Below are 26,084 nucleotides of genomic sequence, written 5' to 3'. Positions count from 1 at the left end.
TAAAGCTAGGCCTATGCAGCTAATTATATGGGCTGTTAACGCGACATTATGGAGGTGCTTTGCGACATCAAACAAGGGTTACTTTGATGCCCATATCTTCCATGGTTTTTAATATGTGTGAGGATACACCTTTATCTGTAATAATCTCATCCACCTCTTCCAGCCCGCAAATACGGCCAAAGCCCCTTTTTCCGAATTTGCTGGAATCTGCCAGCACAATGGTTTTCTGGGCAGTGGCTATCATTTTCTGGTTCAGGTGCGCTTCCATGATATTGGTAGTGGTAAGGCCAAATTCCGTATCAATCCCATCTACCCCCAGGAATAATTTACTGCAGGAAAAATCTTCCAGGATCTTTTCTGCATAAGGGCCGGTAACGGATGAGGAGCTGTTGCGCAGCAGGCCGCCCAGCTGTATCACTTCTATTTCCGGAAAGCGCAGCAGTTCCAGCGCCACATTCAGCGCAGCAGTAATTACTGTAAGGTGGCCTTTAGGATGAATATTGCGGGCCAGGGCCTGCACCGTGGTGCCGGAAGCAATGATCACCGCATCATTCGGGTCTATTAATGCAGCAGCAGCCTGCCCTATGTATTGCTTTTCATCGCGGCGGATCTTTTCCTTTTCATTTACCGGCTTATCGTTGGTATAGGGATTGTTCACCATAGCCCCGCCATGGGAGCGGAACAGCAGGGCCCTGTCTTCCAGCAGTTTCAGGTCCTTACGGATGGTTACGCCGGATACATCCAGCTCTTTGCACAGGTCTACCACGCTGATATAACCTTTTTCGTACAGCTTATCCAGTATAAACTTATGACGTTCAGCAATATTGATCATAGACATACCCCCTAAAATTAAAGCATTTCAGCGCTGTTGCCACGGTATTTTTTGCAGACCCCGCTATGCCCTTCACCCCACAAATATGCGGCTTTTTATGTTTCAATTCATTTCGTAATAATTATTTAATATGGGAAAATGAAACACAAATAAAAACAATAAGAAACATTCATCCAAATAACCCTATTCATTAAATAGCTCATTATCAATGAAATTATCTGGCAGAACAGCCGTTATTTCCGTTCAAACAAAATATTTTTGCTTTTTCATATTATTTTATATTTTGGTTTCGATTTGTTTTACTTTGCATTCAATTTGATACAAACTGAAAGCACATAAAAGCAAGTCCATTATAAAATGAACAGAACAGACGCTATAGCAGAGATCAAAAAAGCGCCGGCACAACAGTGGGACCTGGTGATCATTGGCGGTGGTGCTACCGGTTTAGGTACTGCCATGGATGCAGCTACCCGCGGCTATAAAACCTTATTGCTGGAACAGGCTGATTTTGCCAAAGGCACCTCCAGCCGCAGCACCAAGCTGGTACACGGCGGCGTACGATACTTAGCCCAGGGCGATGTGGCCCTGGTACGGGAAGCCCTTTACGAAAGAGGCCTGCTGCTGGCCAATGCCCCGCACCTGGCCCATAACCAGGACTTTATTATTCCGCAATATACCTGGTGGCAGGGCCCTTTTTATACCATTGGTTTAAAAGTGTACGACCTGCTTTCCGGCCGCCTGAGCCTGGGCCGCTCCCGCCATATTGGTAAAAGTGAAACGCTGCGCAAGCTGCCCAACATTCAGCAGCGGGGATTAAAAGGCGGCATTGTATACCACGACGGGCAGTTTGACGATGCGCGCCTGGCCGTGAACATTGCCCAAACCGCAGCAGAGAACGGAGCCGTGCTGCTGAACTATTTCAAAGTAACCGGCCTGCATAAAGATGGCAGCAACCGCCTTAACGGCGTACAGGCCAAAGACCTGGAAACCGGCGATGTATATGACTTTCCTGCTAAAATAGTGATCAACGCTACCGGCGTGTTTGTAGATGAAATATTGCAGCTGGATAACCCGGGGGCCCGCCCCATGGTAAGGCCCAGCCAGGGTGTGCATGTAGTGCTGGATGCATCTTTCCTGCAAAGCAGCAGCGCCATTATGATCCCTAAAACAGACGACGGGCGCGTACTTTTTGCCGTGCCCTGGCATAATAAAGTATTATTAGGAACAACGGATACACCACTGGATGAACACAGCATGGAGCCCATTGCCCTGGAACAGGAAATAGAATTTATTTTAAGAACAGCAGCTAAATACCTCTCCCGTCCGCCAGCCAGGAGCGATGTGCTCAGCGTGTTCGCCGGCCTGCGCCCATTGGCCGCGCCGCAAAAGAACACCAGCAGCACCAAGGAAATTTCCCGCAGCCATAAAATACTGGTAGCGCCTTCCCGCCTGATCACCATTACCGGCGGCAAGTGGACCACCTTCCGCCGTATGGCGCAGGATACTGTGAACCAGGCCATTACCACCGGCGGCTTACCCGCTGCGGAATGCAAAACCAAAGACCTGCACATTCACGGCTATACGGAACATCCATCCAACACCGAACCATTAAACGTATATGGTAGTGACGCACCTTTGCTGCAAACTTTAATAGCACAGCAGGCGGAGCTGGGCCAGCCCCTGGATGCACGCCTGCCTTACATTAAAGCGCAGGTGATATGGGCCGTACGCAATGAAATGGCCCGCACCGTGGAAGATGTGCTGGCACGCCGCTTACGGGCGCTGTTCCTGGATGCACAGGCAGCTATTGATATGGCCCCGCAGGTAGCCGCCCTTATGGCTACGGAGCTGGGGAAAGATAGCAGCTGGCAGCAGGCACAGGTACAGGCCTTTAAGAACATGGCGCAGCATTACCTGTTACAGCGCAGCAATACAACACATAAAATAACAGCATAGCATACACGTATTCCATTATAAACTGAAATAGCCACGTAGATAAACAGGAAAAACATGAACAAATACATTATGGCCCTGGACCAGGGAACCACCAGCTCAAGAGCCATCTTATTTGACCATTCCGGCGCCATTGTATCCGTAGCGCAGAAAGAATTTACCCAGCTTTTCCCACAACCCGGCTGGGTAGAGCATGACCCGGCAGAAATATGGAGCAGCCAGATAGGCGTAGCCACGGAAGCCATAGCCAAAGCGGGTTTGGAAGGCGGCAACATAGCCGCTATTGGCATTACCAACCAGCGGGAAACTACCCTGGTATGGGACCGTGCTACCGGTAAACCTGTACATAACGCCATTGTTTGGCAGGACCGCCGCACCGCCGCTTACTGCGATTCATTAAAAGCAGCCGGCCACGAAAAAATGATCCGCGAAAAAACAGGCCTGGTAATAGACGCCTATTTCTCCGGCACCAAAATAAAATGGATCCTGGATAATGTGCCCGGCGCACGTGAACGCGCCAACAAAGGCGAGCTGGCTTTTGGCACCGTAGATAGCTGGCTGATATGGAACCTGACCCATGGCGCCGTACATGCCACAGATGTTACCAACGCCTCCCGCACCATGCTGTTTAACATTCACTCACTGGCATGGGACAACGAATTGTTACAGCTGCTGGATATACCCGCCTCTATGCTGCCTGCGGTAAAAGAATCCAGCGAAGTATACGGCGAAACCACACCCGGCATGTTTGCCAAACAAATACCCATAGCCGGTATTGCCGGCGACCAGCATGCAGCGCTTTTTGGGCAGATGTGTACTGCGCCCGGTATGGTAAAGAACACTTACGGCACCGGCTGTTTTATGCTCATGAACATTGGCGAAAAACCCATCATCAGCAAAAACAACCTGCTGACCACCGTAGCCTGGAAAGTGAACGGGCAGGTGCAATACGCACTGGAAGGCAGTATTTTTATTGCCGGCGCTATTGTGCAATGGCTGCGCGATGGCCTGGGCATTATCCGCGCCTCCTCTGAAGTAGAAGCGCTGGCTGCCAGCACCAAAGAAAATGAAGGTGTGTACCTGGTGCCTGCCTTTGCAGGTTTGGGCGCCCCGCACTGGGAGCAGCATGCACGGGGCACCCTGGTAGGCATGACCCGCGGCACCACTGCCGCACACATTGCCAGGGCAGCGCTGGAAAGCATTGCCTACCAGACCATGGAAGTATTAAAAGCCATGGAAGCAGATGCAAACATTAGCATTAAAGAGCTGCGTGTAGATGGTGGCGCTACCGGCAATAATTTGCTGATGCAGTTCCAGGCAGATATCCTGGACACCAAAGTAATACGCCCGCGTATCACTGAAACCACCGCCATGGGCGCCGCTTACCTGGCAGGCCTGGCCACCGGTTACTGGAAAAACCTGGAAGAGATCCGCAGCCAATGGCAAATGGATAAAACCTTTACACCCGCCACCGGACAAACCCACCGCGAAGAGTGGATCAAAGGCTGGAACCGCGCAATAAAAACGGCCAAGGTATGGGCCGCTGCAGCAGAATAAACGTTATGTAAAAACTAAATTCAACCAATAACATGCATCCCTTATTAGCGGAATTCCTTGGTACTGCATTAATGATACTGCTGGGCAACGGCGTAGTAGCGAACGTAGTGCTTAATAAAACAAAAGGCAACAGCAGCGGATGGATCGTGATCACCACCGGCTGGGCCCTGGCCGTGTTTGTAGGCGTAGTGCTGGCATCACCGTACAGCGGCGCACATTTAAATTCAGCCGTAACCATTTCGCTGGCAGTAGCCGGTAAATTTGAATGGGCCCAGGTGCCCTCCTTTATTGCCGCGCAAATGATGGGCGCCATGACAGGCTCTTTCCTGGTATGGCTTAACTATAAAGACCACCTGGATGAAACGCCCGACGCAGGTTTGCAGCGCGCCGTGTTCTGCACGGAGCCGGCTATACGTAAAATTGGCCGTAACCTGATCTGTGAGATCACCGGCACATTTGTACTGCTGTTCACGATTTTCTATTTCACCAATGCAGAGATAGGGCCTGATAAAACGCCTGTGGGGCTGGGCTCCCTGGGCGCGCTGCCGGTGGCTTTGCTGGTATGGTCTATTGGTTTGTCGTTAGGCGGCACTACCGGTTATGCCATTAACCCGGCCAGGGACTTAGGCCCCCGCATTATGCATATGCTGTTACCCATAAAAGGGAAGCAGGGCAGCGACTGGGCCTATGCCTGGGTGCCCATTGTGGGATCCATTACAGGCGCAGTACTGGCAGCCATTTTATACCTGTTCATAAAATAAACACGTCAACATATACGAATATACGATCAGTACTTTGGGGGGACTATAATTAACGGAAACGGATCAACGCATAGCGTTTAAACGCGTGCACTGTACATGTGAATATCAGCCAGATCAAGAGCATAGAACTATTCCAAACCAGGTACATAGCATTCAACCCACTATTTATTAAAACATAATGCAGATGAAAAAGCGTACCAGCATAGCCGTTATGGGCTGTGCGCTGGCCCTGTGCGGCTATTACCTTACGGCCTGTAAAACAACGCAACATGCCACCACCGCTGCCGGCAGCGATTTACCCGGGTATTATAAAGTAGGCCACCGCGGCACCCGCGGGCTTATGCCGGAGAATACGATTCCTGCCATGTACAAAGGCATTGAAACCGGCGCCAACACCATTGAGTTTGATGTGCACATTACTAAAGACGGGCAGGTAGTGGTATACCACGATGCCTCCTTTACACCCTCCTACACCACTAAACCGGATGGCAGCGATATAACAGCTGCAGAACGCAGCCAGTACATTTTTTATAACATGAACTACGCGGATATCAAGCCTTTTATTATCGGCGAAAAACCTTACCCGGCCTTCCCGGAGCAGCAGCGTATGCGCAGCTACGCCCCGCTGCTGTCTGACATGATAGATTCCGTGGAAGCCTATACCACCGCGCATAAGCTGCCGCCGGTGTATTACCTGCTGGAAATTAAATCTTCTGAAAAAACAGATGGTAAGGAACAACCCGTACCGGCAGAATACCTGCAAAAGCTAATGGCGGTAAAACAGCTGGCACCTTTAGGCAAACGTTTGTTCATACAGTCTTTTGACATGCGGCCCTTGCAGATCTTACACCGCACACACCCGCAGATAAACCTGGGCTTTCTTACTTCCGATAAACAGCACACTTTTGAACAGCACCTGCAACAGTTAGGATTTACACCGTTCTTCTATAACCCGGAATACCATATGGTTACCAAAGAGCTGGTGGATAAATGTCATGCCCAACAGATCAAGATCGTTCCCTGGACAGTAAACACAACCGGCGAGGCCGAACATCTCCAGGCACTCGGGGTAGATGGCATCATCACTGACTATCCGAACCGCTTACCGAAATGAATTAATAATTAAGAATTAATAATTAAGGGGTAGAACCAGCATGTGGCTTACACATGCTAAGGCCATCCCTATCTAAAATCTACCGTTTCCGTCATCATACTTTCTATTAATTCTTATTCATCACTATCGTTTTTCACCATTATCTAATAATAAACGTTTATGAAACTGCTCTTACGATTCCACTCATCAAGCCGGTTAAAAGTCCGGGTGTTGCTACTGGGGATCTTATGTTTTACTGCATTATCCCTGCAGGCGCAAGACCTGCCTGTTACCGGAAAAATTACCGCCGCTAACGGCATGCCATTGATCGGCGTAAACATACAGGTGGCCGGCACTTCGCGCGGTACTGCCAGTACAGCCGACGGCTCTTTTAAGATCAGCGCGGCCAAAGATGCTACGCTTAAATTCTCCTTTATCGGGTACCTGCCCAAAGAAGTAAAGGTAACTAACACTACCCCGCTGGAAATAAAGCTGGAAGAAGATGTACAAAAGCTGAACGATGTAGTGGTGGTAGGTTATGGTACGCAAAAGAAAGCCACCTTAACCGGCGCTATTACTACCGTGGAAATGGTTGACAAAGTAGGCCAGCCCCTCACCAACGTGAGTAACGCTTTACAGGGCGTGCCCGGTGTATTTGCAAACCTCAGCAACAGCCAGCCCGGTGTAGACCGCAGCACCATTCGCATACGCGGCGTAGGCACCCTCAATAACAGCGACCCGCTGGTGCTGGTGGATGGTATTGAATATTCCATGGACGAGCTGAACCCCGCGGATATTGAAAGCGTAACCGTGCTGAAAGATGCGGCAGCAGCCATTTACGGCTCACGCGCAGCCAACGGCGTAGTGCTGGTGACCACTAAAAAAGGTAAAGGCACTTCCCGTGTAAACTACAGCTACTATTACGGCCAGCAAAAAGCTACCTACCTGCCGGATATTATTGACGATCCCATTGCCTACATGAAGCTGAAGAACCAGGCCAACATCAATGAAGGTAAAGCGCCGGAATATGCGGATGCCGACATTGCAGAATACCAGGCGGGCATGGCCACCGACCACTTCACCTACCCTGCCAATAACTGGTATGATATTGCTTTGAAGAACGGCGTAATACAGAAACATGACCTCAGCGTAGCCGGTAGTACGGATAAATACCAGTACCGTCTTTCCATTGGTTACCTGAACAGGGATGGTATCCTCTTTGGGCCCGGCAACAATGAAAATAAATATTCCATAGGTATCAATGCATCCATGAATGTAAATGAGCGGCTGAAAGTAGGCGTTACCATGGATGGCTATTACCGTAATTACACCACGCCATTTTATACCTCCACCTGGTCATACCTGGCCAGGGCGCTGCCCATTTTATCAGATACCCTGCAGGATGGCCGCTATGGCAACTCCTGGCTCCGCACTCTGGGCCGCAACAACTGGGAAAACCCGCGTATGCTGGCCTACAATGGTTTAATGACCAAAACGGTGCAGCGCTTCCTGAGCACTGTTTTTGCAGAATACAAGCTGCCGTTCAACATTACGTACAATATCAAATTCGGGGTTGATAAATACGATGGATTGCTCACCGGCTTCACACCCCGTATGCAAACCTTCAACCCTAAAACCGGCGCCGCTATTAACTGGAACAGCCCGGCCACAGCGCCCCGCGCACAAAGAACAGATTATAACGACATCAACATCCACTTTTACAACACGCTGAACTGGAACCACCAGTTTGCAGCAAAACACAACGTAGCATTAATGCTGGGATCCAGCTACGATAATTTTGATTCCGATTCCTGGGGCACCAGCATGTACGGTTACCTGGATGGTACGCTGGATGCCTTTAATGCCGGCACAGTGTGGAATGCCACTGACGGTAACTATACCCGTGATGTGCTGCAATCCTACTTTGGCCGTTTGAACTATGATTTTGACGGCAAATACTTGCTGGAAGCTACTTTCCGCAGCGATGGCTCATCCCGTTTCAGCCCGGCAGGCTCATACCGCTGGGGCTTTTTCCCCTCCGCATCTGCCGGCTGGCGTATTGATAAGGAATCTTTCTTCCAGTCTAACTTCATTGACCAGTTAAAGCTGCGCGTATCCGTAGGTTCTATGGGTAACCAGGCCGTACCGCTTTACAGCTACCTGCCCACCGTGGAGCTGGGAGAAGATTACAGCTTTGGCGGCACCCTGAACTCCGGCGGCGCTACCAAAAAGTATGTGGATCCTACCATTCACTGGGAAACCACCACTACCTATAATGCAGGCGCCGACGTTAATCTTTGGGGCAACCGTATATCCTTAACCGTAGATGCCTATAAAAAACACACCACCGGTATCCTGCGCGCAGTGAACATTGCCGCGCAGATAGGCAACCTTACCGGCCCGCAGCAGAACATAGGCGCGGTAGATAATACCGGCTTTGAGGTGGTGCTGCAATACAAGAACAATATTGGCAACCTGGATTATGGCGTGTACGGCAACGTATCCTATAACAAGAATAAAATTGTGGACCTGAACGGCGAAGTAGTATATAATTCAGACGGTACTATTTTAAAAGAAGGCTCCCCGATTGATGCATTCTATGTGCTGCAGGCAGAAGGTCTGTTCCAGTCGCAGGAAGAGGTGGACCACAGCGCCAAACAAAGCGTGAACACCAAACCCGGTTACATTAAGTACAAGGATGTAAATAACGATGGTATTATTAACGGCGATGACCGTGTGCTGATCAATACTTCCTCCTCTGTGCCCAAGCTTGCTTTTGGTTTTGGGTTTAACCTGGGCTATAAGGGCATTTCACTCAACGCTGCTTTCCAGGGCATTTCCGGCGTAAAGGTATTACCGGTGGCCAACCTGGCCTTCCCCTTCTACAATGGTGCCAATGCCACCAAAGAATGGGAAACAGATGCATGGACGCCTGAGAATCCCAACGCACGCCTGCCTATTATAACTACCAGCACCGGTTATGCTGATAACTTTCAGCGCTCCAGCTTCTGGATACGGGATAACGCTTACGTACGTATGAAAAATATACAGCTGGGCTATGCCCTGCCAGAGCGCTGGTTATCTAAAGTAAAGATCAGCAAAGTGTCTGTTTTCATTAATGCGCAAAACCTGCTCACTTTTTCCAAGTACAAGGACTTTGACCCGGAAAGCGTGATGAACCGGGCAGACCTGTACAGCTACCCGATGCTGAAAACCTATAACGGCGGCCTGAATGTTACTTTTTAAACCACGAAAAAATAAACTGATGAAAAAGATATTTCTCTTAATGGCTGGTGCAGGTTTCCTGGCAATGGGCTGCAATAAAAGCCTGCTGGATACCTCCCCGCATGACCGTTATACGGAAGCTACCTTCTGGACCACCCCGGAAGCCGCAGCAGCGGGCCTTACCGGCTGCTACTCCGTATTGCGTAATGATGGCATTTATGGCGGTAAGAACAGCAGCGGCGGGTCTGCCACGGCCCTGTGGGACGAAACCCTTTCGCCCAACGCCTACAACTACAGCAATACCATGAGCTTTAACTTTATTGCAGCCGGGCAGCAGAACGCCAGCACCGGCGGCATTGTTACCGCGCGTTTTGGCGATTGTTATACCGGCATAGGCCGTTGCAACACTTTCCTGGCTAAGGTGGATCAGGTGCCGGACATGAACGAAGACGACAAAACCCGCATGAAGGGAGAAGCTAAGTTCCTGCGCGCACTGTATTATTTTATCTTACAAACCTATTATGGCGATGTGCCCCTGATCCTGGACCCGCCTAATAAAGAAACACAGGGTAAGCTGCCCCGTACACCCCGGGCACAGGTAGTAGCACAGGTAATAACAGACCTGGACAGCGCAGCGCTGGTGCTGCCTGCCTCCTATACCGGCACCAACAAAGGCAGGGCCACCAAAGGCGCAGCCATGGCTCTAAAGGCCAGGGCGCTGCTGTATGAGGCCAGCCCGCTTTTAAACACCACGAATGATGTAGCTAAATGGACCGCAGCAGCAGCGGCAGCCAAAGCAGTGATGAACCTGAACTACAAGCTGTTTGGCGATTACAGGAGCCTGTTCCTGCAGCCCAATGAAAATAATTCAGAGGTGATCTTTGATGTGCAGTACATTTTCCCGAACCAGGGCAGCTCCTTTGACCTGATCTGCACGCAGTACAATACCAATGCACCGCTGCCGGACCTTGCCAAAGCCTACTACATGAAAAACGGCTTGCCTACCTCCGATCCTGCATCCGGTTACGATGCCGCTAATCCGTACCTGAACCGCGATCCGCGCCTGTATGCTACCTTCACCTACCCGGGTGATGTGTATAAAGGCAAAAAAATAGATTCAACCCGTTTTGCCAGCACCGGCTATGGCATGAAGAAGTATAGCATCTATGACAGCATTACACCGCCCAGCGATAAATCAGATCTGAAGGATGGCCAGTCCGACATCAACTTTATTGTACTGCGTTTAGGCGATGTGCTACTGATGTATGCAGAAGCGCAGAATGAAGCAGCCGGGCCGGATGCTACTGTGTATGATGCATTGAACGCCCTGCGCGACCGGGTGAAGATGCCGCATATAGCTCCCGGGTTAACCAAAGAGCAGATGCGCGCTGAGATACACCATGAGCGCCGCATTGAGCTGGCCGGCGAAGGATTGTACTACAACGATATACGCCGCTGGAAAACCGCTCAAACGGAGCTGAACACCAGCATTTTCAGCTGGAGCGGCAAGTACCTGGAAAAACGCGCCTTTAACCCGCAAAGGGATTACTGGTGGCCTATTCCACAAACAGAAAGGGACCTGAACCCGGAGCTGACGCAGAATAACCTGTATTAAGATGCAGGAGCACATTAATACATTTATTTTTCCGTTGGTAAATTAAACTGACCAACTTTCCTGAAAAGGAAACTAAATTGGCGGTTTATGCCTTACCCGGGGTATAATAAAACAGGAAGCAGGTATTGTTACACGGGTGGCTGTATAACAGTATCTGCTTCCTGATCTTTTTTTTGCAACTTTTTAAATTACGTACGGAATGAGCAAACCATTTTCCGCCATGTTACTGGCTGGCGCCTTTGCACTTATGCAGGGCGGCACCGTTATGGCGCAGGCCAATGAGCAGCCCAAACTGATTGTGGGTATTGTGGTAGACCAGATGCGCTGGGATTATTTATACCGCTACTATGACCGGTATGGCGCCGGCGGTTTTAAACGGATGCTGGGAGAAGGTTTCTCCTGTGAGAACACCTACATCAGCCACCTGCCCTCTTTTACGGCAGTAGGCCACAGCACCGTGTACACCGGCAGCGTGCCCGCCATTCACGGTATTACTGGCAATGACTGGACAGACCAGCTTACCGGGCGCCATTGGTACTGCACGGAAGATACCACGGAACAATCTGTAGGCAGCAGCTCTGCAGCCGGTAAAATGTCGCCGCGTAATTTGCTGGCCTCTACTATTACCGATGAATTACGCCTGGCCACCAATTTCCGTTCTAAAGTAGTAGGTGTATCGCTGAAAGACCGCGCCTCCATACTGCCGGCCGGGCACACGCCCAACGGCGCTTTCTGGCTGGACGACAGCAATGCCAGCTTTATTACCAGCACCTATTACATGAAAGAGCTGCCGGAGTGGGTGCAAAAGTTCAATGCAAAAAAAGAGCCCGCACAGCTTATGTCCAAACCCTGGGAAACGCTGTATCCCATTAACACCTATCTGCAAAGCAGCGCAGATAATTCTAAATGGGAAGGTACCTACACAGGCGAAACAGCGCCTGTGTTCCCGCATAACATGCCGGAGATCTATCCAAAGAATCCCGTGAGCCTGCGCGCCACACCATCCGGCAACACACTTACGCTGGATTTTGCAAAGGCAGCCATAGAAGGTTACAACCTGGGCAAAGGCACGGCTACGGATTTCCTGACCATCAACTGCGCTTCTACAGATTATGTAGGCCACCAATTTGGCCCTAACTCTATTGAGGTGGAAGACACTTACCTGCGCCTGGATAAAGACCTGGCGGCCTTTTTCACCTATCTTGACCAGCGTGTGGGCAAAGGTAAATACCTGGTATTCCTCACCGCCGATCATGGCGCTGCACATGCCGTAGGTTTTATGAAAGAGCATAATATACCCGGCGACCTGCTGGTTAACAAAAATGAGCTGGATGGATTGCTGAAAGAAAAATTCGGTACCGGCGGGCTGGTACGCGGCCTTTGGAACTATCATGTGAACTTTAACGTAAGCCGCATTGATTCCGCAAAGTTGGATTATGACGCTATTAAAAAAGAAACGGTGAAATGGCTGCTGAAACAACCGGGCGTACAGTTTGCCGTGGATGTGGATAATATTGGCAACAGCGCCATACCGGAACCCATTAAAAGCATGATCATAAACGGGTATAACCCCAAACGCACGGGATCTGTAATGATAGTGCCGGAGCCCGGCTGGTACCAGGGCGCTGCCACAGGCACTACCCATGGTAACTGGAATGCGTATGATGTGCACATACCGCTGGTGTTCATGGGCTGGCATGTAAAACACGGCGCCAGCAACGACATTACGCACATGACAGATATTGCGCCTACCATTGCTGCTATGCTGCGTATTCAAATGCCTAATGGCTGCGTCGGCAAGCCGGTAAAACAGGTTACGGGGCAGCCGTAAAAAGTAAAAAGCAAAAAGCAAAAATTAAAAAAGGAATGCAGCGATTAAGGGACTGCATTCCTTTTTATTTTTACTTTTTTACTTTTAATTTTTCTTCTCGTAGTCGTAATTCACCATCCACTGCACGCCGTATTTGTCGGTGAACATGCCGAACAGCGCACCCCAGAAGGCTTTTTCAAGCGGCATAGTTACTTTGCCACCGGCAGAAAGGCTGTCGAATAATTTTTTGGCTTCCTCTTCGCTGGCGGCGCTGATAGCAATAGAAAGGTTATCGCCTTCCCGCAGCTGGCCAAATTCAGCAGGGCTGTCGCTGCCCATAAGAATAGTACCCTGCCCTATGGGTAATGCCACGTGCATCACCTTCTTTCCTTCCTTTTCATCGTATTTGGAATCAGGAATGTCGCTGAACAACATGCGGGTCAGGAATTCGGTACCAAATGCCGCCTTGTAAAAATCAAATGCTTCTGCGCAATTGTTACTAAAGGTGAGATAAGGATTAACGGCTGCCATTGTAAATGTTTTATGGGTGAATAATAAACTTATTGTTTTTCCAGTAATGCTTTCAGGTTGTTCAGCCCTGTTTGCAGGTCTTTACCTATCATGTCTTCCATGTTCATCAGCAGCATTAAATTCATGGGGTAAGCCATCCTGCTGCTAAAGCCCCACTTTACCGTGGTTTGTGAGCCGGATACAGGGGTGGTGCTCATAAAGGCGCTGGCCTTGCCGGGGAATGGTTTTATAAAACGGATCTCATAATTCACCTGCCCGGGCACTACCTTTTTTATTTCCTGCTCACCTTTACCTGCATCCTTGTTCTGGCTATCCCAGCGGTATACAAAACCGGGTGTAGCATCCGTACCCTGGTAGTCCTTTTTCATAGCAGGATCTATTTTAGCCCATACGCTATAGGTATCCTGGTTTTTCAGGTACTTCACATAATCAAAAACTTCACCGGCAGGTTTGTTAATATTCACTTCCCTTTCCACCGTATAATCTTTGCGGATGAACAGGGCTACGATCAGGGGAATAGCGATCAGGATCGCAATAACAAGTAAGATACGCTTGATAATTTTCATGGTATGTTGTGGTTTAGGTAAAACAGGTGAATGCATTAGCCGCGCTTAGTCTCATAATGCAGGCCCACTACGCCGGTCTTGAAGGTAACAGTACTTAACAGCTGCAGGTTTGTTTTTTGCTGCACATCCTTAAATAAGGGAATACCTGTACCCAGTAACACGGGATTCACATTGATCAGGTATTCATCTATCAGCCCCAGCTCCATAAAAGAATGTGTTAAACGCGGGCTGCCAAAGATCATCAGGTTTTTGCCGGGCTGTTGTTTCAGCCTGGCTACTGCCTCAGCAGTGTTTCCTTTTATTAAGGTAGTATTATTCCAGGTTACTTTTTCCAGCGTGGTGGAAAAAACTACTTTTTGCACCTCCTCTACCCAGGCTGCATGGTGGCGGTCCAGCTCACTGGCATTGGGATCGTTAGCCACAGTGGGCCAGTAACCTTCCATCATGCCATAGGTGGTGCGGCCATAAATAGCAGCATCTACATTCTCCATCTTGTCCGTTACATATTGAAAGATCTCATTGTCATGCTGGATCCAGTCCATGCCGCCATTAGCATCTGCAACAAAACCATCCAGGGATACGTGCATTAATAAAACTACTTTTCTCATAACAGTTATAGTGATTATTAGGTTTGCGATATTTTTAATTTAATGACCCTACAAAGATATCCGAACATTACCAGCTGTTCCGGGTGTAAATCCGACAATTTGAGGGGGGCTTTACGGCCGGACTTCAGCTTTTTGCTAACGGAAGCGGCTGCACTCCAAAAGGGAAACCCCGCTCAAAAGAACGGGGTTGTTTAATACAGGTTAGATGGCGATCATAAAAAAGCTATTGCTGCTGTGCTGTATAATAGAACAGCCATTGAATACCATATTTATCTTTTGCTGCGCCTATCTTACCGGCAAAAAAATCATGAATGGGGCGCTGCACCTGCCCGCCGGCACTTAGTTTGGAAAAGCAGGACTGCAGCTCCTCTTCCGTGCTGCAGGTAAGGGAAAGAGAGATCGCCGTTCCCGGCACCCCTTCACCTTCTACCGCCATATCAGAGGCCAGTAATACCAGGCTGCCCTTTATCAGCGAGGAATGCAGCACATTTTTCTGCATGGCTGCCGGCCATTGGTCTGCCATAGGCGATTCTTCTACCGTTTGCAGGGTAAGCTCCCCGCCCAGGCTGTTCTTATAAAAGTTCATAGCTTCCCGGCACTGGCCGTTGAATGTTAAGTAAGGATTGATCTGCGTTGTCATGGTAATTAGATTTAACACAAATCTATTACGCGGCGCTTTCCGGCCCGGGGGGGTATCCCGACAATAAACGGGGCTATTATGAAAACAGCTTACTGCAACCCGTTAATGTAGCTGCGTATCAGCGCCAGCCCCTCTGCATGCACAATGGTAGTGCCTATTTTGGGCATTTGCCCCTGTGCTACTTTATGCACCATTCTATTGCCATTCCTCTCTATATGCGTATCCTCAAATGATAGCTCATAGGAAAGCCGCAGGCCGGTACGGGCTGCCCAGCCTCCGCTGCGGTGGCAATGGGCGCAGTTCACTTCCAGGTAGGCGCGGGCCCTTTCTGCCAGCGGCGCCTGTTCATTATCCCAGGCCGGCAAAGCGGTAATAGCTGCAATATCCAGCTCCGGCAGCAAACCCGCGTGGGACAAGTATTGCAGCTGGTTCACCTTTTGTCCGTTACGCAGCACTATGCGGTTTAGGTTGCGCAGCTTAGGCCCTATAGGCAGCAGCGTACCATTACCCTGGTGGCAGGACCTGCAGCTGCGCTGGTCCGGGATCTCATAACGTACGGACTGTTGTTCCCCATTGGCATTGGTCCATTGTACCTTTTCCGTTGCGCCGCCTGTGATCAGCACCGCATCTGTTTGCGCTGCATTCCACTGGTAGGTACCGGCCTGCCAGGCATCCGCCGTTTTGATCATCACCCTGGTTTCCATAATACGCCGGCCTTTGGCAGTATCTCTTTTATCCGTGTAATAAAAGAAGGTTTTTACGAGGATAGTACCTTCCGGAAAATCCGGCAGCTGATCCCCATTCGGCGTGAGGCGGAAACCGGCAGGTACTTTTACCAGGCGCTGTTTTTCTGCGTAGTCGGAGAATAAGGTGGTGGCCAGCTCGTACGGTGTGTATTCCTTTGCAGGTATAAGATCAGCCGGGTTGCCTTCAAAAATATGATAGGCAGATAAAACAGGCAGCAGTACGCTCTTATCAGCGGCCGGCTCCCATTTCCAGGATTGCAGCAACAGCAGCATGATCACCAATAGCGGAAGGAGGATCTTTTTCATATTACAGGCACTTAACAGGTTCAGGAAGCTTTTTCAGTGTGTACCATACAAGCTGCAATTACCAGCATCAGGGAAAGGATATTTACCAGGGTACGAATGGTGTTCAAACTATTCCAGGGCCCTTCTAAACGCAGGCGCATGGCAGCTAATTCTGCCGGGGAAGCTGCCGGTATATTAAACGCATCCAGCGCATTATTTAAAGGCACATTCCCGAGCATGGTTACGCCAAACACACCAAATACATACAGGATGGTAGCGGCCAGCAGTAACCAGAACCGCAGGCTTACCGACTGGCTGTATTGCATAAAGGTGCATACCGGTAATAAAATAAGCGTGCCCATAAAGCTCATAAAGAACACGGGGTTCAGGATAGCCCGATTCATCATCTGGAAAGAGCTGAGGTATTGTGTGTCGGAAAGGCGGGCAATACCCGGCACTACAGAACAGGACCATGCATAAAAAAGTCCGGCTATCAATGCGGTAAGTGTAGCCGTGGCCCAGAGTATAAGATTGTGAATGTTCATAAAGCGGTTGTTTTAAGTGATACTGCAAATTTGAAACAGCGCGCTTCTTTAAAATAGAACAAAACCGACAGCCGCCTGTAAACCGCTGTGGTAGCGGAATATAAAACATTTGCCCTCTCCTGTCGGTTTTGTTCTATTTCTTCCCTGTACCCGGTTCTAGCTTTGAGAAAAAAAGCAGATCATGAACACACAACTCCCGCCCAAACCACACACACTGGTAACAGGTGGTACCGGTAAAACCGGCAGCCGTATTGTAAACCGTTTAACCCAAATGGACTGGCCGGTACGCATAGGCTCCCGCTCAGCCACGATCCCTTTTGACTGGTACAACCCGGATACCTGGGCCCCTGCCTTAACGGATATACAGGCCGTTTACATTTGTTTTCAGCCCGACCTGGCAGTGCCCGGTGCCACCAGCATTATCCGCGCTTTTACGCAACAGGCAGCAAAGCAGGGCATACAACACGTAGTATTACTATCCGGCCGCGGTGAGCAGGAAGCGCAGGATTGTGAGCAGATCGTAATGCAGTGCGGTATTAACTGGACCATTGTACGCGCCAGCTGGTTTAGCCAGAATTTCAGCGAAGGTTATTTGCTGGAGCCTATACAGGCTGGCTATGTAGCCCTGCCTGCCGGGGATGTAGGAGAGCCTTTTGTAGACACCGACGATATTGCAGATGTAGCAGTAGCCGCCCTTACACAGCCCGGCCATTACGGGCAGCTGTATGAAGTAACCGGCCCTAAGATGTATAGCTTTGCGGAAGCCATAGCAGTAATAGCCAAAGCTACCGGCAGAAACATCCAGTATGAATATATGCCCATAGCCGATTATACCGCTGTAATGGAGCAATATGAAGTACCGGCAGATGTGATTGCATTACTGGGTTATTTATTTACAGAAGTGCTGGATGGCCGTAATGCCTCCATAACCGGGGATATAGAACGGGTGCTGGGCCGCCCTGCGAAAGATTTTGCCACCTATGCAAAGGAAACTGCCGCTGCCGGCATATGGAATGCACCGGCTGAAGAGCATAAATAAAAAGCGGAGTTTAAGTGTGAAAAAGAAGTGCAGCGGGCTTGTTCCGCTGCATTTCGATTTTATGCTTTTGGCAGGTATTTATCTACCAGCGTTACGATCATGTCCCTGAACCCTTCAAAAGAATCAGGCTTGGTAATGATCTGGGTAACACCGATGCTGAAACATTCGCTGGAAAGGCGGCTATCGTTATAGGTGGAGTAAATAACTACCGGTATGTGATGCAAACGTGCATCTTCCCGTATGATCTGCAGGGTTTCCTTCCCGTTCATCTGCGGCATGTTCTGATCCAGCACTACCAGGTCCGGCAGCTGGGTACCATCTTTTAGCAGTTGCAGGATTTGCAGGCCATTGTCCACGGCATCAAACTGAAAGTCGTTGGTGGCTTTCAGCTCATTCAGTATTTCACTAAAGATCATTTTATCATCTTCATCATCCTCTGCTAATAATATTTTTTTGGACGTTATCATCATAGCTGTTTATTGCTCCTGCACCACTGGCAGGATGATGGAAAATACAGAACCCTCTCCTTCCTGGCTGTCGGCGGTGATCAGCCCATTATGTTTCTCTATTATTTTTTTAACAATGGCCAGGCCTATGCCGGTGCCTTCATATTTATCCTTGGGGTTTAAGCGCTGGAAAAGATCGAAGATGCGGCTCTTAAACTGCTCATTAAACCCTATGCCGTTATCGCGGATCTCAATGTGGCACCAGCGTCCATCTTCCTTTTCCGGCGCGTCAAAGGAGCAGGCAGCCACGCGGCAGGCGCTTACCCGTATTACCGGCGGTACACCGGGGCGGTTAAACTTCAGCGCATTGCCTATCAGGTTTTGGAACACCTGCTGTATATGGGGGCGTATCACCTCCATATTGCAAATATCCGCGGCAATAATGGTGGCATTCTTTTCCTTGATGATCACTTCAAAATCTTCCCGTACTTCCCGCAGCACCTGGTTAATATCTGTCATTTCAAAACCAGAGCTGTCGGCAGAGAGCTTGGAGAAATGCAGGATATTATTTACCAGCGCTTTCATGCGTGTGGCCGACTGCATGATCTTGTTCAGGTACACCAGTGATTCCTGCGGCAAATTGCCCTCATGCTTGTCCTTCACCATTTTGGAGAACATGTGGATCTTGCGCAGCGGCTCCTGCAGGTCATGGGAAGCTACGGAGGCAAACAGCTGCAGATCATTGTTGCTGGATTCCAGTTCCCGGTTAATTTCCTGCAGCTGGCGGGTACGCTTCTCTACCTTTTCTTCCAGCACCTCATTCATCACCTTTTGCTCATGCACGTCCATATTGGTAATTACCCAGCTTATGAGGTTTCCCTTTTCATCCATACGGGCTTTAGCGCGCAGCAGGTTCCAGCGGAAATCGCCATTGGCCACGCGGATCCGCAGTTCGCACTCAAAGTCCGACTGTGTGGCTGCGGCCTTTTTCCAGGTGTCCATCAGGCGTTTGCTATCATCTTCATAGATCACCTTCTGCCATTTCATACCCAGCGCTTCATCGTAATGCAGGCCGGTATAATATTCAAACTGCTGGTTCACAAAATCCACATTGCCGGCGTTATCGGCGGTCCATACTATCAGCGGCATGGATTCTGCCAGGAAAGTTTTTTCTGCAATGTTGGAAGCTATTTCTTTTTCCGCCTTGCGCAGGGCGGTTAGGTCCAGCATAGAGCCCAGCATACGGTAAGGCACGCCAAACTCATTGTGCAATATGTAACCGCGGTCCAGGATGTGCGCATACTCCCCGTCTGCACGGCGAAAACGGTATTCCCGGCTCCACTGGCTGCTGTTTTCATTAATGGCGCCATATATGCTGTCCTGCACCTGACGGCGCTCTTCTGCGGGTATATAGCTCAGCCAGCGGGCACGGCTCATGTTCTCTATGTCGTACCCGAACATTTTTGTAAAGGAATCGCTCCACCAGATCTTGTCGCGTGTAAGGTCCCAGTCCCACAGGGTATCATTGGTAGCGCGGGCCACCAGGCGAAAACGTTCTTCACTAAAGGCCAGCTCCCGGGTCCTTTCCTTTACCTTGTCTTCCAGCTCAGAATTCAGCCTTTTCAGGTTTTCTTTTACCTCATTCAGCTCGCTGTAGCTGCGTCTTATTTTTTGCTCGCCTTTCTTTTTATCGGTAATATCAGCATAGGTAACTACCAGCCCATGCGGCATTTTCACGGCCGTAAGCTCAAACCATTTTTCCTGCGCTTCCAGGTACACATCCCGGTGCACAACAGCATCATTTTTTAATACGCTTAAATATTCCTTAAACAGCTCCGGCGATGCAAGCAGTGGCAGGGCGGTTTTCAGGCTTTTTCCCATGAGCGGGTTCTCCGGATCGGCAAACTGTTCGTGCGCGCGGTTGTTGGCAGTGTCTATTATAAAATCACTGGCATTTCCCCCTGCATCGTACACGGTGCGCAGCGCCAGTATAGCGCTGGTGCTGGCATTAAATACGCTGCGGATAATATTATTCAGGTTAGTGATGATGGTAATGTCTACAAACGTAATAATAATGCCCGCATACTTTTCATCCCGCGTTATGTAGGGCATAATACGCATCAGGAAGTTCTGGCCTTCCCGCAGCATTATTTCTTTTTCCACCACCTTGCGGCTGCGCTGCACCTCGCTAATGTCCATCAGCAGCTGATCATATTTAATGTTGCTGGAAATATGCGCAATGGGGCGGCCCAGGTCCGATTCAATAAAATTGATCATCCGGGCAGAGGCCGGGTTGAATTTACGGATATTCAGCTGCGTATCCAGGAAGATCTGCGCAATGTCGGTGCTCCGGAAATAATTGTTCAGGTCATCATTCAGCTCTATCAGCTCTTTGATCTTAACCTGGTGTTCTGTATTAAGCGTATATAATTCTTCGTTCAGGGATTGCAGCTCTTCATTGGAGCTTTGCAGTTCTTCATTTGAAGAGAGCAGTTCTTCGTTAGAGCTTTGCAGCTCCTCGTTGGCGGTTTCCAGGTCTTCTACTGCCAGCTGCAGGCTTTTCCGGGTTTCTGCAAGCTCCTGTTCCAGGCTGTGTACATAGTCGGAATCTATATAGGGCTCCGGGCCGGCCTGCACGCTGCTGTTCGCCTGTAATACAGAAGACGGCCTGCTGAGCACCACCAGGGTATAATCACTGTCAGCGGCTTTTGCCACAGGATTAATGAACACGTCTACAGCCCGGGTATTACCATTCTTCCCAAATGTCAGATTGTGCAGGTGCACCTTTTCTTCCTGTTTCCAGGCTTTGCGTACTTCCTTGTTCAGCATAATGGCCAGGTCCTGCGGCAGCATACGCATCAGGTTCAGGTTCAGAATGCGTTTGGGTAAAGTAAGCAGCTGCTCATAGTTACCCATAGTTTCGCGGATCTCAAAGTTGCGGTCTATATACAGCGCTATCAGACCCAGGTCCTCTGTAAGCGCATTACGCAGGTCGCTCCACAACGCCTTCTGTCCTTTGGTATCAAAATTCTTATCCCCGTTAACAGCGCTCATTTCTTCACGCGGTATTTTTAACAGGCTTGTTAAAGGCTCGCCAAAATGTATGCGGGGTTTAATATCTGCCAGCTTTTTATAGATCCTCCATTTGGCGCTGGTCTGCTGCATGGTAGGTCCTTTGGCGTAGGGCGGGTTTTCACTGGGCCCCAGGAACAGGAAGCCGTTCTTTCTTACCGCAAAATGCAGGATGGCAAAAATGCGTTCCTGCAGCACGTTGTTCATATAGATCAGCATGTTGCGGCAGCTTACCAGGTCGTTCTTTATAAAGGGCGGGTCCTTGGTAATATCATGCCGCGCAAATACGATCTGTTTGCGGAGCCGCGGGATTATCTGGTAGCCCTTATGCTTACGTACAAAATATTTTTCCAGCAGCGGGGCCGGTACATCTTTGTCAATAGATAAAGGATACATGCCTGCAGAGGCAATATCCAGGTTGGCGGCATCAATATCGGATGCAAATATTTTTACCTGTAGCCGGCTGCCCTGGCTTTCCAGCACCTCATCCACCGCTATGGCTATAGAATAGGCTTCTTCTCCGGTGCTGCAGGCGGTTACCCATATCTTCAACTGCTCCCCTTCTGCATTGGCTATCAGCTCCGGCACTACCTTTTCCCTTAATACCTGGAAGGCCTCCGGATCGCGGAAAAAACGGGTTACTCCTATCAGGAAATCACGCGCCAGCTCCTTGCATTCATCCGGGTTTATTTCCAGGTACTGCACATACTGCTGGTGGTCATTAATACCCAGCTGCGTCATACGTTTGCTGATGCGGCGCAGAATGGTAGGCGTTTTATAGTAGTGGAAATCCTGCCCGGCAGTACGGTGTATCAGCTCAAAAATATGGTTCAGCGTCTGGTCATCCGGGTTTTTCACCAGCGTATCTGCATCAATATGGTGGATCTCTTTCACAATGGCTTCCGCAATGCCGGCGGGTGACGCTATTACATCTGCATTACCGGAGCTGATGGCGCTATTGGGCATCCCATCAAACTTGGCAGTGGAAGGTTCCTGCACCAATACCAGGCCGCCGTTTTCTTTGATGGAGCTGATACCTTTGGTACCATCTGTTCCGGTACCCGAGAGTATAACGGCTACGGCCTTATATTTTTTATCCTGCGCCAGGGAGTGCAGGAACACATCTATGGCGTTGTTGGGAACTTTATCGTGCGTTTTTTCTGTAAGCAGCAGCTTATTACGCTCTATGCGGATCTGCTTGTTGTTGGGAATTACGTAAATATAATTCTTCATCACCGGCAGGTTCTGGGATGCCTCCACCACTTTCATGTGGGTTCTGCGGCCCAGCAGCTCTACCAACAGGCTTTTGTGATCCGGCGATAAGTGCTGGATCACTACAAAAGACAGGTTGCCGGTTTGGGGCATGTGGTCAAAAAATTCCTGGATAGCCTCCAGGCCCCCTGCGGATGCACCTACCGCTACTACAAAATGTTGCTGCGTTCCTTTCATATATCATTCCTTCGAATGCTCGCGTGTCAGAAATTCAAAAATAAAGCTGCGCAGGTTCTCTGCGGCCATGATCTCCTCCTGCAGCCAGGGTTTGGAAAACCCTTTCACATGCTCCTGCCATAGTTTAAAGGAATGGCGGGGATGATAGATCTGCGGATTTTCATCAAAGAAAATACGTTCCTCCGGATTGCCGCCCCAGTTGGTGGTACGGATAAATTCTTTGCGGAAAAGAATAATGTATTCATCCTGCTCCGGCCGCATAGGTATTACCAGCATACCGCTGGCTATTTCCCGGTACTGTTCCGTAATATCGTATATGGATGGCAGTGAGTCGGTATGAAATACTTTTTTGAGATCCTTTATGTGCAGCCACAGCAGCAGGTCTTCCAGCTGGGCGGCATCCGGCACTTCGCCGGCACTATGGCTGCGGTTATTATAGGTAATAATAGCGCCGGTAGCATCCAGCAGCTTCATTACATGCGGCTCTGCGCTCAGCAGGCTGGATACCAGGTTATCTGTCTGGTAAATACTCTCTATCAGCTGCATGTAAATACCATTCAGGCGGGAGCTAAGATCACTGAACGACTGGTGATGCAATGCATTGATACGTGCGGAGATCACACTGGAGAACAACTCCATTACCGCCCTCATTTCCCCGTCAATAACACGGGCGGTTTTATGATGGCAGGCAATAAGCCCCCATAGCGCATTATCCTTAATTAACCGTACTGACATGGACGACATTACATGCATGTTCTTCAGGTATTCCACATGCACGGCCGCCACCCCCCGCAGGTTACATTCCGACATATCCAGGAAAGACCGGGATATGGGATTAATAACAGGGTACAGCTTTACCGGTTTGAACTCACGGTCCGGTATAAAACGGTAGGGGTTACGCAAATACAGGTCCCGCGCGGGTTTTGGAATATCTGATGCAGGAAAGGTAAAACCTATGTACGATTCCATATCCGGCTCCATGGCTTCTGCCAGCACATTACCGTTCCAGTCCTGGTCAAATGCATAGATCATCACTTTATCAAACCAGGTGATCTTTTTCAGCTCGTCTGCAGCTACCCTGCACAGCGCTGGAATATCCCGTGCCTGCTCTATAAGGCCAATGGAATTCCGGATATGCTGGTACAAAGCGGTAAAGGTGGCGCCCCCTGCTGCCGGCGCCTGTGCAATCTCAATTTCCACCAGCACCATATCCTCCCGCATATGCAGGATGGTAAAGTGTTCCCCGGCGCCCGTTTTCCAGGTGGTGCTGATCTTAGTACTATTGTTATTCTGCACCTGTTTTTCAAGCAGGGCAAATGCAGGCGCATCTATCAGCTCTTTAATAGTTTTACCCAACAGGTCCCGGAAAGGTACCTGGAATATTTCAGCTGCATTTTCGCTTACCTGTTCAATGGTCAGGGTTTGTTTGTCCAGCACCAGTAATACCCCGTACTCCTGGATGGTGTTGATAATATGGATCGGGATGTTTCCGCAGAATTCCGAATCATACTTTGAGAATTGACTCATATCTCTTAGTCCAGTCGTTAAATTTTAAAAATGTTTCCCTGGCAGCATCTGCTGCCTGTTGTTGTTCCACCTCCTCGGTTATAGCATTCATATAGCCGTGGAATTTTCTCCACATTTGTTGCGCAGCCTCTCCATAACCGGTGAAGAAAGTGAAGCCTTCCGGCGAGGATAGTTGTAGCTGTTCCCGGATCATTCTGGCAATGATCACCCCTCCTAAAGTAGAGCCTTCCAGTACATAGGCAGCGCCCAAAGCCTGCGGATATGATTGGATACGGGGGATAACGGCCGTTAACACCTGTGCCGGCAGCGGGCCGCCCAGGTCATGTATATCCTGTAAAATAGCTGCGGACTTCCGCCTTTCGGCCAGGTCCGGTATTTTTTCATTGGTCAAATATTGATCCATTTTAAGCTCCAGCGAATGGTAGTAACCATAGAACATTTCCAGGAGCACCAGGTAATGTTCTGTGCTGCGTATGCTGCGTATCATACCTATCAGCTTCTTCTCCAGCTGCGCATGCTCTGCTTTCGTATAGTCTTTAATGTAGGCTGCAAAAGATCGTTGTTCCAAAGTGCAAGGTTTATGGGTTAGGAACGCGAATATATATTTTCTTTCACTGACAACAGGCAGTAAGGCCCGCGCAAACCCGGCTCAGGTATATGTTTACCGGGCATCATAATTATTATTAAAAGTCGCAAAAAATTAATAAGTTACTTTTCCATAGGTCAAATCAAATAAGGAAATTATGAAAAGAAGCTTTGTATTGCTGATGACATTGTTCATCGCCGTAACGCTTTGCTCCCTGTCGTTACCACAGGACCCACCCAAAGCGAAGAACTTAAAGGTACTGCCCAAAAACATTAGCCACGAGGAGCTGATCACCGTGATGAAGACATTCGACAATTCCCTGGGCGTTAAATGCGGTTTTTGCCATGCACCGCAAAAAGATAATCCCCAAAAGCTGGACTTTGCCAGTGATGACAATGAACACAAGGATGTAGCGCGGGACATGATGCGCATGACCGCCAAGATCAACAAAAAGTTTTTTAAAGGCAGCCAGCCGATGGCCGTTACCTGCTACACCTGCCACCATGGTAATGAGGAGCCTAAACCCCTTCCTCAGGTAGCCGAAGCGCCCCAGCAATAACATAAACGGAAGCTTATATAAACAAAAGGCCTGTAAACTGCGGTTTACGGGCCTTTTTTATGGGCGGTGCTTTTGAGGCCAACCATGGTAATGCCGGGGCTTGTTGTAAACCTGGGGCAGGATTATTTAAGCCACGTGTAAACGTGTTCCAGGATTAATACATCTCTTATCTGGTAGTAAACCATAGATAAGCTATAGATAAGCCATCCTTTATAAGGGATAGGATATATTGTCACGTCCTGAAAAAGGTTTACACATGAAAAGTGTAAGACATGCAAAAAACAAACAATTTAGGGCAAAACAGAAAAGGCAAGGGCGGCCGTTCGTTCCAACATTCCCACGCTTTTATGCGCAAAGTAGTAGCAGACTATCTGTCAGGTAGCCAAAGTATGGCAGAGGTAGCGGCTCGCTATAGCGTAAATGCTAATCAGATAGGCCACTGGAAATCGCTGTTTTCTTCGGAACTTGAGCAACGAACCATCTTACCTACCGTCATGACCGAAGAGGAACAAAAGGAATTGGACGCCCTCAAAAAGCAAAATGAAGCGTTGTTGAAGAAACTGGAATATGCCAATCTGCAGGTGTTCGGGTTGCAGACGATGATAGACATTGCGGAAGAACAGTTTAAAATAGAGATCA

At 49.3% G+C, this 26,084-nt stretch carries 20 protein-coding genes and 1 pseudogene; 10 read left to right on the top strand and 11 right to left on the bottom strand.

Translation table 11 applies throughout. The features are described 5' to 3' along the window. Positions 1-67: 67 nt before the first annotated feature. Complete coding sequence (locus BMZ54_RS26105) at positions 68-838, bottom strand: DeoR/GlpR family DNA-binding transcription regulator (RefSeq protein ID WP_317043258.1); 771 nt, start codon at positions 836-838, stop codon at positions 68-70. 351 nt (positions 839-1,189) lie between these two features. On the opposite strand from BMZ54_RS26105, the gene BMZ54_RS26100 reads away from it, so the two are divergent. The 7 genes and pseudogenes from BMZ54_RS26100 to pafA all read left to right on the top strand — a co-directional run bounded on the left by BMZ54_RS26100 (position 1,190) and on the right by pafA (position 12,867). Further along, a complete protein-coding gene (locus BMZ54_RS26100; RefSeq protein ID WP_089919055.1) occupies positions 1,190-2,788 on the top strand; it encodes a glycerol-3-phosphate dehydrogenase/oxidase in 1,599 nt (532 codons plus the stop codon). A gap of 54 nt (positions 2,789-2,842) precedes the next feature. Beyond that, entirely contained in the window at positions 2,843-4,342 is a 1,500-nt protein-coding gene (gene glpK, locus BMZ54_RS26095; protein ID WP_202909366.1) for a glycerol kinase GlpK, read from the top strand. Positions 4,343-4,368: 26 nt separating this feature from the next. Further along, positions 4,369-5,103, top strand: a pseudogene (locus BMZ54_RS26090) (MIP/aquaporin family protein); the annotation flags it as partial. 184 nt (positions 5,104-5,287) lie between these two features. Then, positions 5,288-6,217 (top strand): glycerophosphodiester phosphodiesterase family protein, encoded by a 930-nt coding sequence (locus tag BMZ54_RS26085; protein WP_162277676.1) that lies wholly within the window; start codon positions 5,288-5,290, stop codon positions 6,215-6,217. Positions 6,218-6,376: 159 nt separating this feature from the next. Further along, positions 6,377-9,442, top strand: coding sequence for a SusC/RagA family TonB-linked outer membrane protein (locus tag BMZ54_RS26080; RefSeq protein WP_089919047.1), 3,066 nt, complete (start codon positions 6,377-6,379; stop codon positions 9,440-9,442). Between the two features lie 19 nt (positions 9,443-9,461). Further along, positions 9,462-11,036 (top strand): RagB/SusD family nutrient uptake outer membrane protein, encoded by a 1,575-nt coding sequence (locus BMZ54_RS26075; protein WP_202909365.1) that lies wholly within the window; start codon positions 9,462-9,464, stop codon positions 11,034-11,036. Positions 11,037-11,235: 199 nt separating this feature from the next. Beyond that, positions 11,236-12,867, top strand: a complete 1,632-nt coding sequence (gene pafA / locus BMZ54_RS26070) for an alkaline phosphatase PafA (protein ID WP_202909364.1) — start codon at positions 11,236-11,238, stop codon at positions 12,865-12,867. A gap of 84 nt (positions 12,868-12,951) precedes the next feature. On the opposite strand, the gene BMZ54_RS26065 is transcribed toward pafA, so the two are convergent. The 6 genes from BMZ54_RS26065 to BMZ54_RS26040 form a co-directional block, all read right to left on the bottom strand. Then, a complete protein-coding gene (locus BMZ54_RS26065) occupies positions 12,952-13,377 on the bottom strand; it encodes a VOC family protein (protein ID WP_089919043.1) in 426 nt (141 codons plus the stop codon). A gap of 29 nt (positions 13,378-13,406) precedes the next feature. Further along, the gene (locus tag BMZ54_RS26060) at positions 13,407-13,943 is read right to left on the bottom strand and encodes an SRPBCC family protein (RefSeq protein WP_089919041.1); all 537 of its coding nucleotides are present in this window, start codon (positions 13,941-13,943) and stop codon (positions 13,407-13,409) included. A gap of 35 nt (positions 13,944-13,978) precedes the next feature. After that, positions 13,979-14,551 carry a dihydrofolate reductase family protein gene (locus BMZ54_RS26055; protein WP_089919039.1) on the bottom strand — a complete coding sequence of 191 codons (573 nt, stop codon included), beginning with the start codon at positions 14,549-14,551 and terminating at the stop codon, positions 13,979-13,981. Between the two features lie 223 nt (positions 14,552-14,774). Then, positions 14,775-15,191, bottom strand: a complete 417-nt coding sequence (locus tag BMZ54_RS26050) for a VOC family protein (RefSeq protein ID WP_089919038.1) — start codon at positions 15,189-15,191, stop codon at positions 14,775-14,777. 89 nt (positions 15,192-15,280) lie between these two features. Next, entirely contained in the window at positions 15,281-16,243 is a 963-nt protein-coding gene (locus tag BMZ54_RS26045; RefSeq protein ID WP_089919036.1) for a hypothetical protein, read from the bottom strand. Positions 16,244-16,263: 20 nt separating this feature from the next. Continuing rightward, positions 16,264-16,767 (bottom strand): anthrone oxygenase family protein, encoded by a 504-nt coding sequence (locus tag BMZ54_RS26040; RefSeq protein ID WP_089919034.1) that lies wholly within the window; start codon positions 16,765-16,767, stop codon positions 16,264-16,266. Between the two features lie 181 nt (positions 16,768-16,948). Between BMZ54_RS26040 and BMZ54_RS26035 the strand changes: the two genes are divergently transcribed. Next, positions 16,949-17,806 (top strand): NmrA family NAD(P)-binding protein, encoded by an 858-nt coding sequence (locus BMZ54_RS26035; RefSeq protein WP_089919032.1) that lies wholly within the window; start codon positions 16,949-16,951, stop codon positions 17,804-17,806. 59 nt (positions 17,807-17,865) lie between these two features. Here the strand turns inward: BMZ54_RS26035 and BMZ54_RS26030 are convergent, their stop codons facing one another. From BMZ54_RS26030 to BMZ54_RS26015, 4 genes are read right to left on the bottom strand one after another with little or no spacing between them, the layout of a single operon-like run. Beyond that, a complete protein-coding gene (locus BMZ54_RS26030; protein ID WP_162277675.1) occupies positions 17,866-18,273 on the bottom strand; it encodes a response regulator in 408 nt (135 codons plus the stop codon). Between the two features lie 9 nt (positions 18,274-18,282). After that, positions 18,283-22,773 carry a chemotaxis protein CheB gene (locus tag BMZ54_RS26025; RefSeq protein ID WP_089919028.1) on the bottom strand — a complete coding sequence of 1,497 codons (4,491 nt, stop codon included), beginning with the start codon at positions 22,771-22,773 and terminating at the stop codon, positions 18,283-18,285. 3 nt (positions 22,774-22,776) lie between these two features. Further along, entirely contained in the window at positions 22,777-24,300 is a 1,524-nt protein-coding gene (locus BMZ54_RS26020; protein ID WP_089919026.1) for a GAF domain-containing protein, read from the bottom strand. Beyond that, positions 24,278-24,868, bottom strand: a complete 591-nt coding sequence (locus BMZ54_RS26015) for a biliverdin-producing heme oxygenase (RefSeq protein ID WP_162277674.1) — start codon at positions 24,866-24,868, stop codon at positions 24,278-24,280. Before BMZ54_RS26015 ends, BMZ54_RS26020 begins: the two co-directional genes overlap by 23 nt. A gap of 175 nt (positions 24,869-25,043) precedes the next feature. Between BMZ54_RS26015 and BMZ54_RS26010 the strand changes: the two genes are divergently transcribed. Together BMZ54_RS26010 and BMZ54_RS26005 are read left to right on the top strand one after the other, a co-directional pair. After that, complete coding sequence (locus BMZ54_RS26010; protein ID WP_089919022.1) at positions 25,044-25,445, top strand: c-type cytochrome; 402 nt, start codon at positions 25,044-25,046, stop codon at positions 25,443-25,445. A gap of 272 nt (positions 25,446-25,717) precedes the next feature. Then, the coding region (locus tag BMZ54_RS26005) for a transposase (protein ID WP_143081137.1) at positions 25,718-26,084 on the top strand (367 nt) is incomplete at its 3' end.

Origin of the sequence: Chitinophaga rupis (genome assembly GCF_900109685.1) — a bacterium.
GTDB lineage: Bacteria > Bacteroidota > Bacteroidia > Chitinophagales > Chitinophagaceae > Chitinophaga > Chitinophaga rupis.
The sequence above is the reverse complement of the archived record's forward strand: the minus strand, read 5'-3'. Positions and strand labels throughout refer to the sequence as shown.

Coding starts and splice junctions, on each gene's coding strand:
- BMZ54_RS26105 (WP_317043258.1), bottom strand. CDS start 838: ATGTCTATGATCAATATTGCTGAACGTCATAAGTTTATACTGGATAAG.
- pafA (WP_202909364.1), top strand. CDS start 11,236: ATGAGCAAACCATTTTCCGCCATGTTACTGGCTGGCGCCTTTGCACTT.
- glpK (WP_202909366.1), top strand. CDS start 2,843: ATGAACAAATACATTATGGCCCTGGACCAGGGAACCACCAGCTCAAGA.
- BMZ54_RS26040 (WP_089919034.1), bottom strand. CDS start 16,767: ATGAACATTCACAATCTTATACTCTGGGCCACGGCTACACTTACCGCA.
- BMZ54_RS26055 (WP_089919039.1), bottom strand. CDS start 14,551: ATGAGAAAAGTAGTTTTATTAATGCACGTATCCCTGGATGGTTTTGTT.
- BMZ54_RS26025 (WP_089919028.1), bottom strand. CDS start 22,773: ATGAAAGGAACGCAGCAACATTTTGTAGTAGCGGTAGGTGCATCCGCA.
- BMZ54_RS26010 (WP_089919022.1), top strand. CDS start 25,044: ATGAAAAGAAGCTTTGTATTGCTGATGACATTGTTCATCGCCGTAACG.
- BMZ54_RS26020 (WP_089919026.1), bottom strand. CDS start 24,300: ATGAGTCAATTCTCAAAGTATGATTCGGAATTCTGCGGAAACATCCCG.
- BMZ54_RS26045 (WP_089919036.1), bottom strand. CDS start 16,243: ATGAAAAAGATCCTCCTTCCGCTATTGGTGATCATGCTGCTGTTGCTG.
- BMZ54_RS26065 (WP_089919043.1), bottom strand. CDS start 13,377: ATGGCAGCCGTTAATCCTTATCTCACCTTTAGTAACAATTGCGCAGAA.
- BMZ54_RS26080 (WP_089919047.1), top strand. CDS start 6,377: ATGAAACTGCTCTTACGATTCCACTCATCAAGCCGGTTAAAAGTCCGG.
- BMZ54_RS26035 (WP_089919032.1), top strand. CDS start 16,949: ATGAACACACAACTCCCGCCCAAACCACACACACTGGTAACAGGTGGT.
- BMZ54_RS26100 (WP_089919055.1), top strand. CDS start 1,190: ATGAACAGAACAGACGCTATAGCAGAGATCAAAAAAGCGCCGGCACAA.
- BMZ54_RS26085 (WP_162277676.1), top strand. CDS start 5,288: ATGAAAAAGCGTACCAGCATAGCCGTTATGGGCTGTGCGCTGGCCCTG.
- BMZ54_RS26030 (WP_162277675.1), bottom strand. CDS start 18,273: ATGATAACGTCCAAAAAAATATTATTAGCAGAGGATGATGAAGATGAT.
- BMZ54_RS26060 (WP_089919041.1), bottom strand. CDS start 13,943: ATGAAAATTATCAAGCGTATCTTACTTGTTATTGCGATCCTGATCGCT.
- BMZ54_RS26050 (WP_089919038.1), bottom strand. CDS start 15,191: ATGACAACGCAGATCAATCCTTACTTAACATTCAACGGCCAGTGCCGG.
- BMZ54_RS26075 (WP_202909365.1), top strand. CDS start 9,462: ATGAAAAAGATATTTCTCTTAATGGCTGGTGCAGGTTTCCTGGCAATG.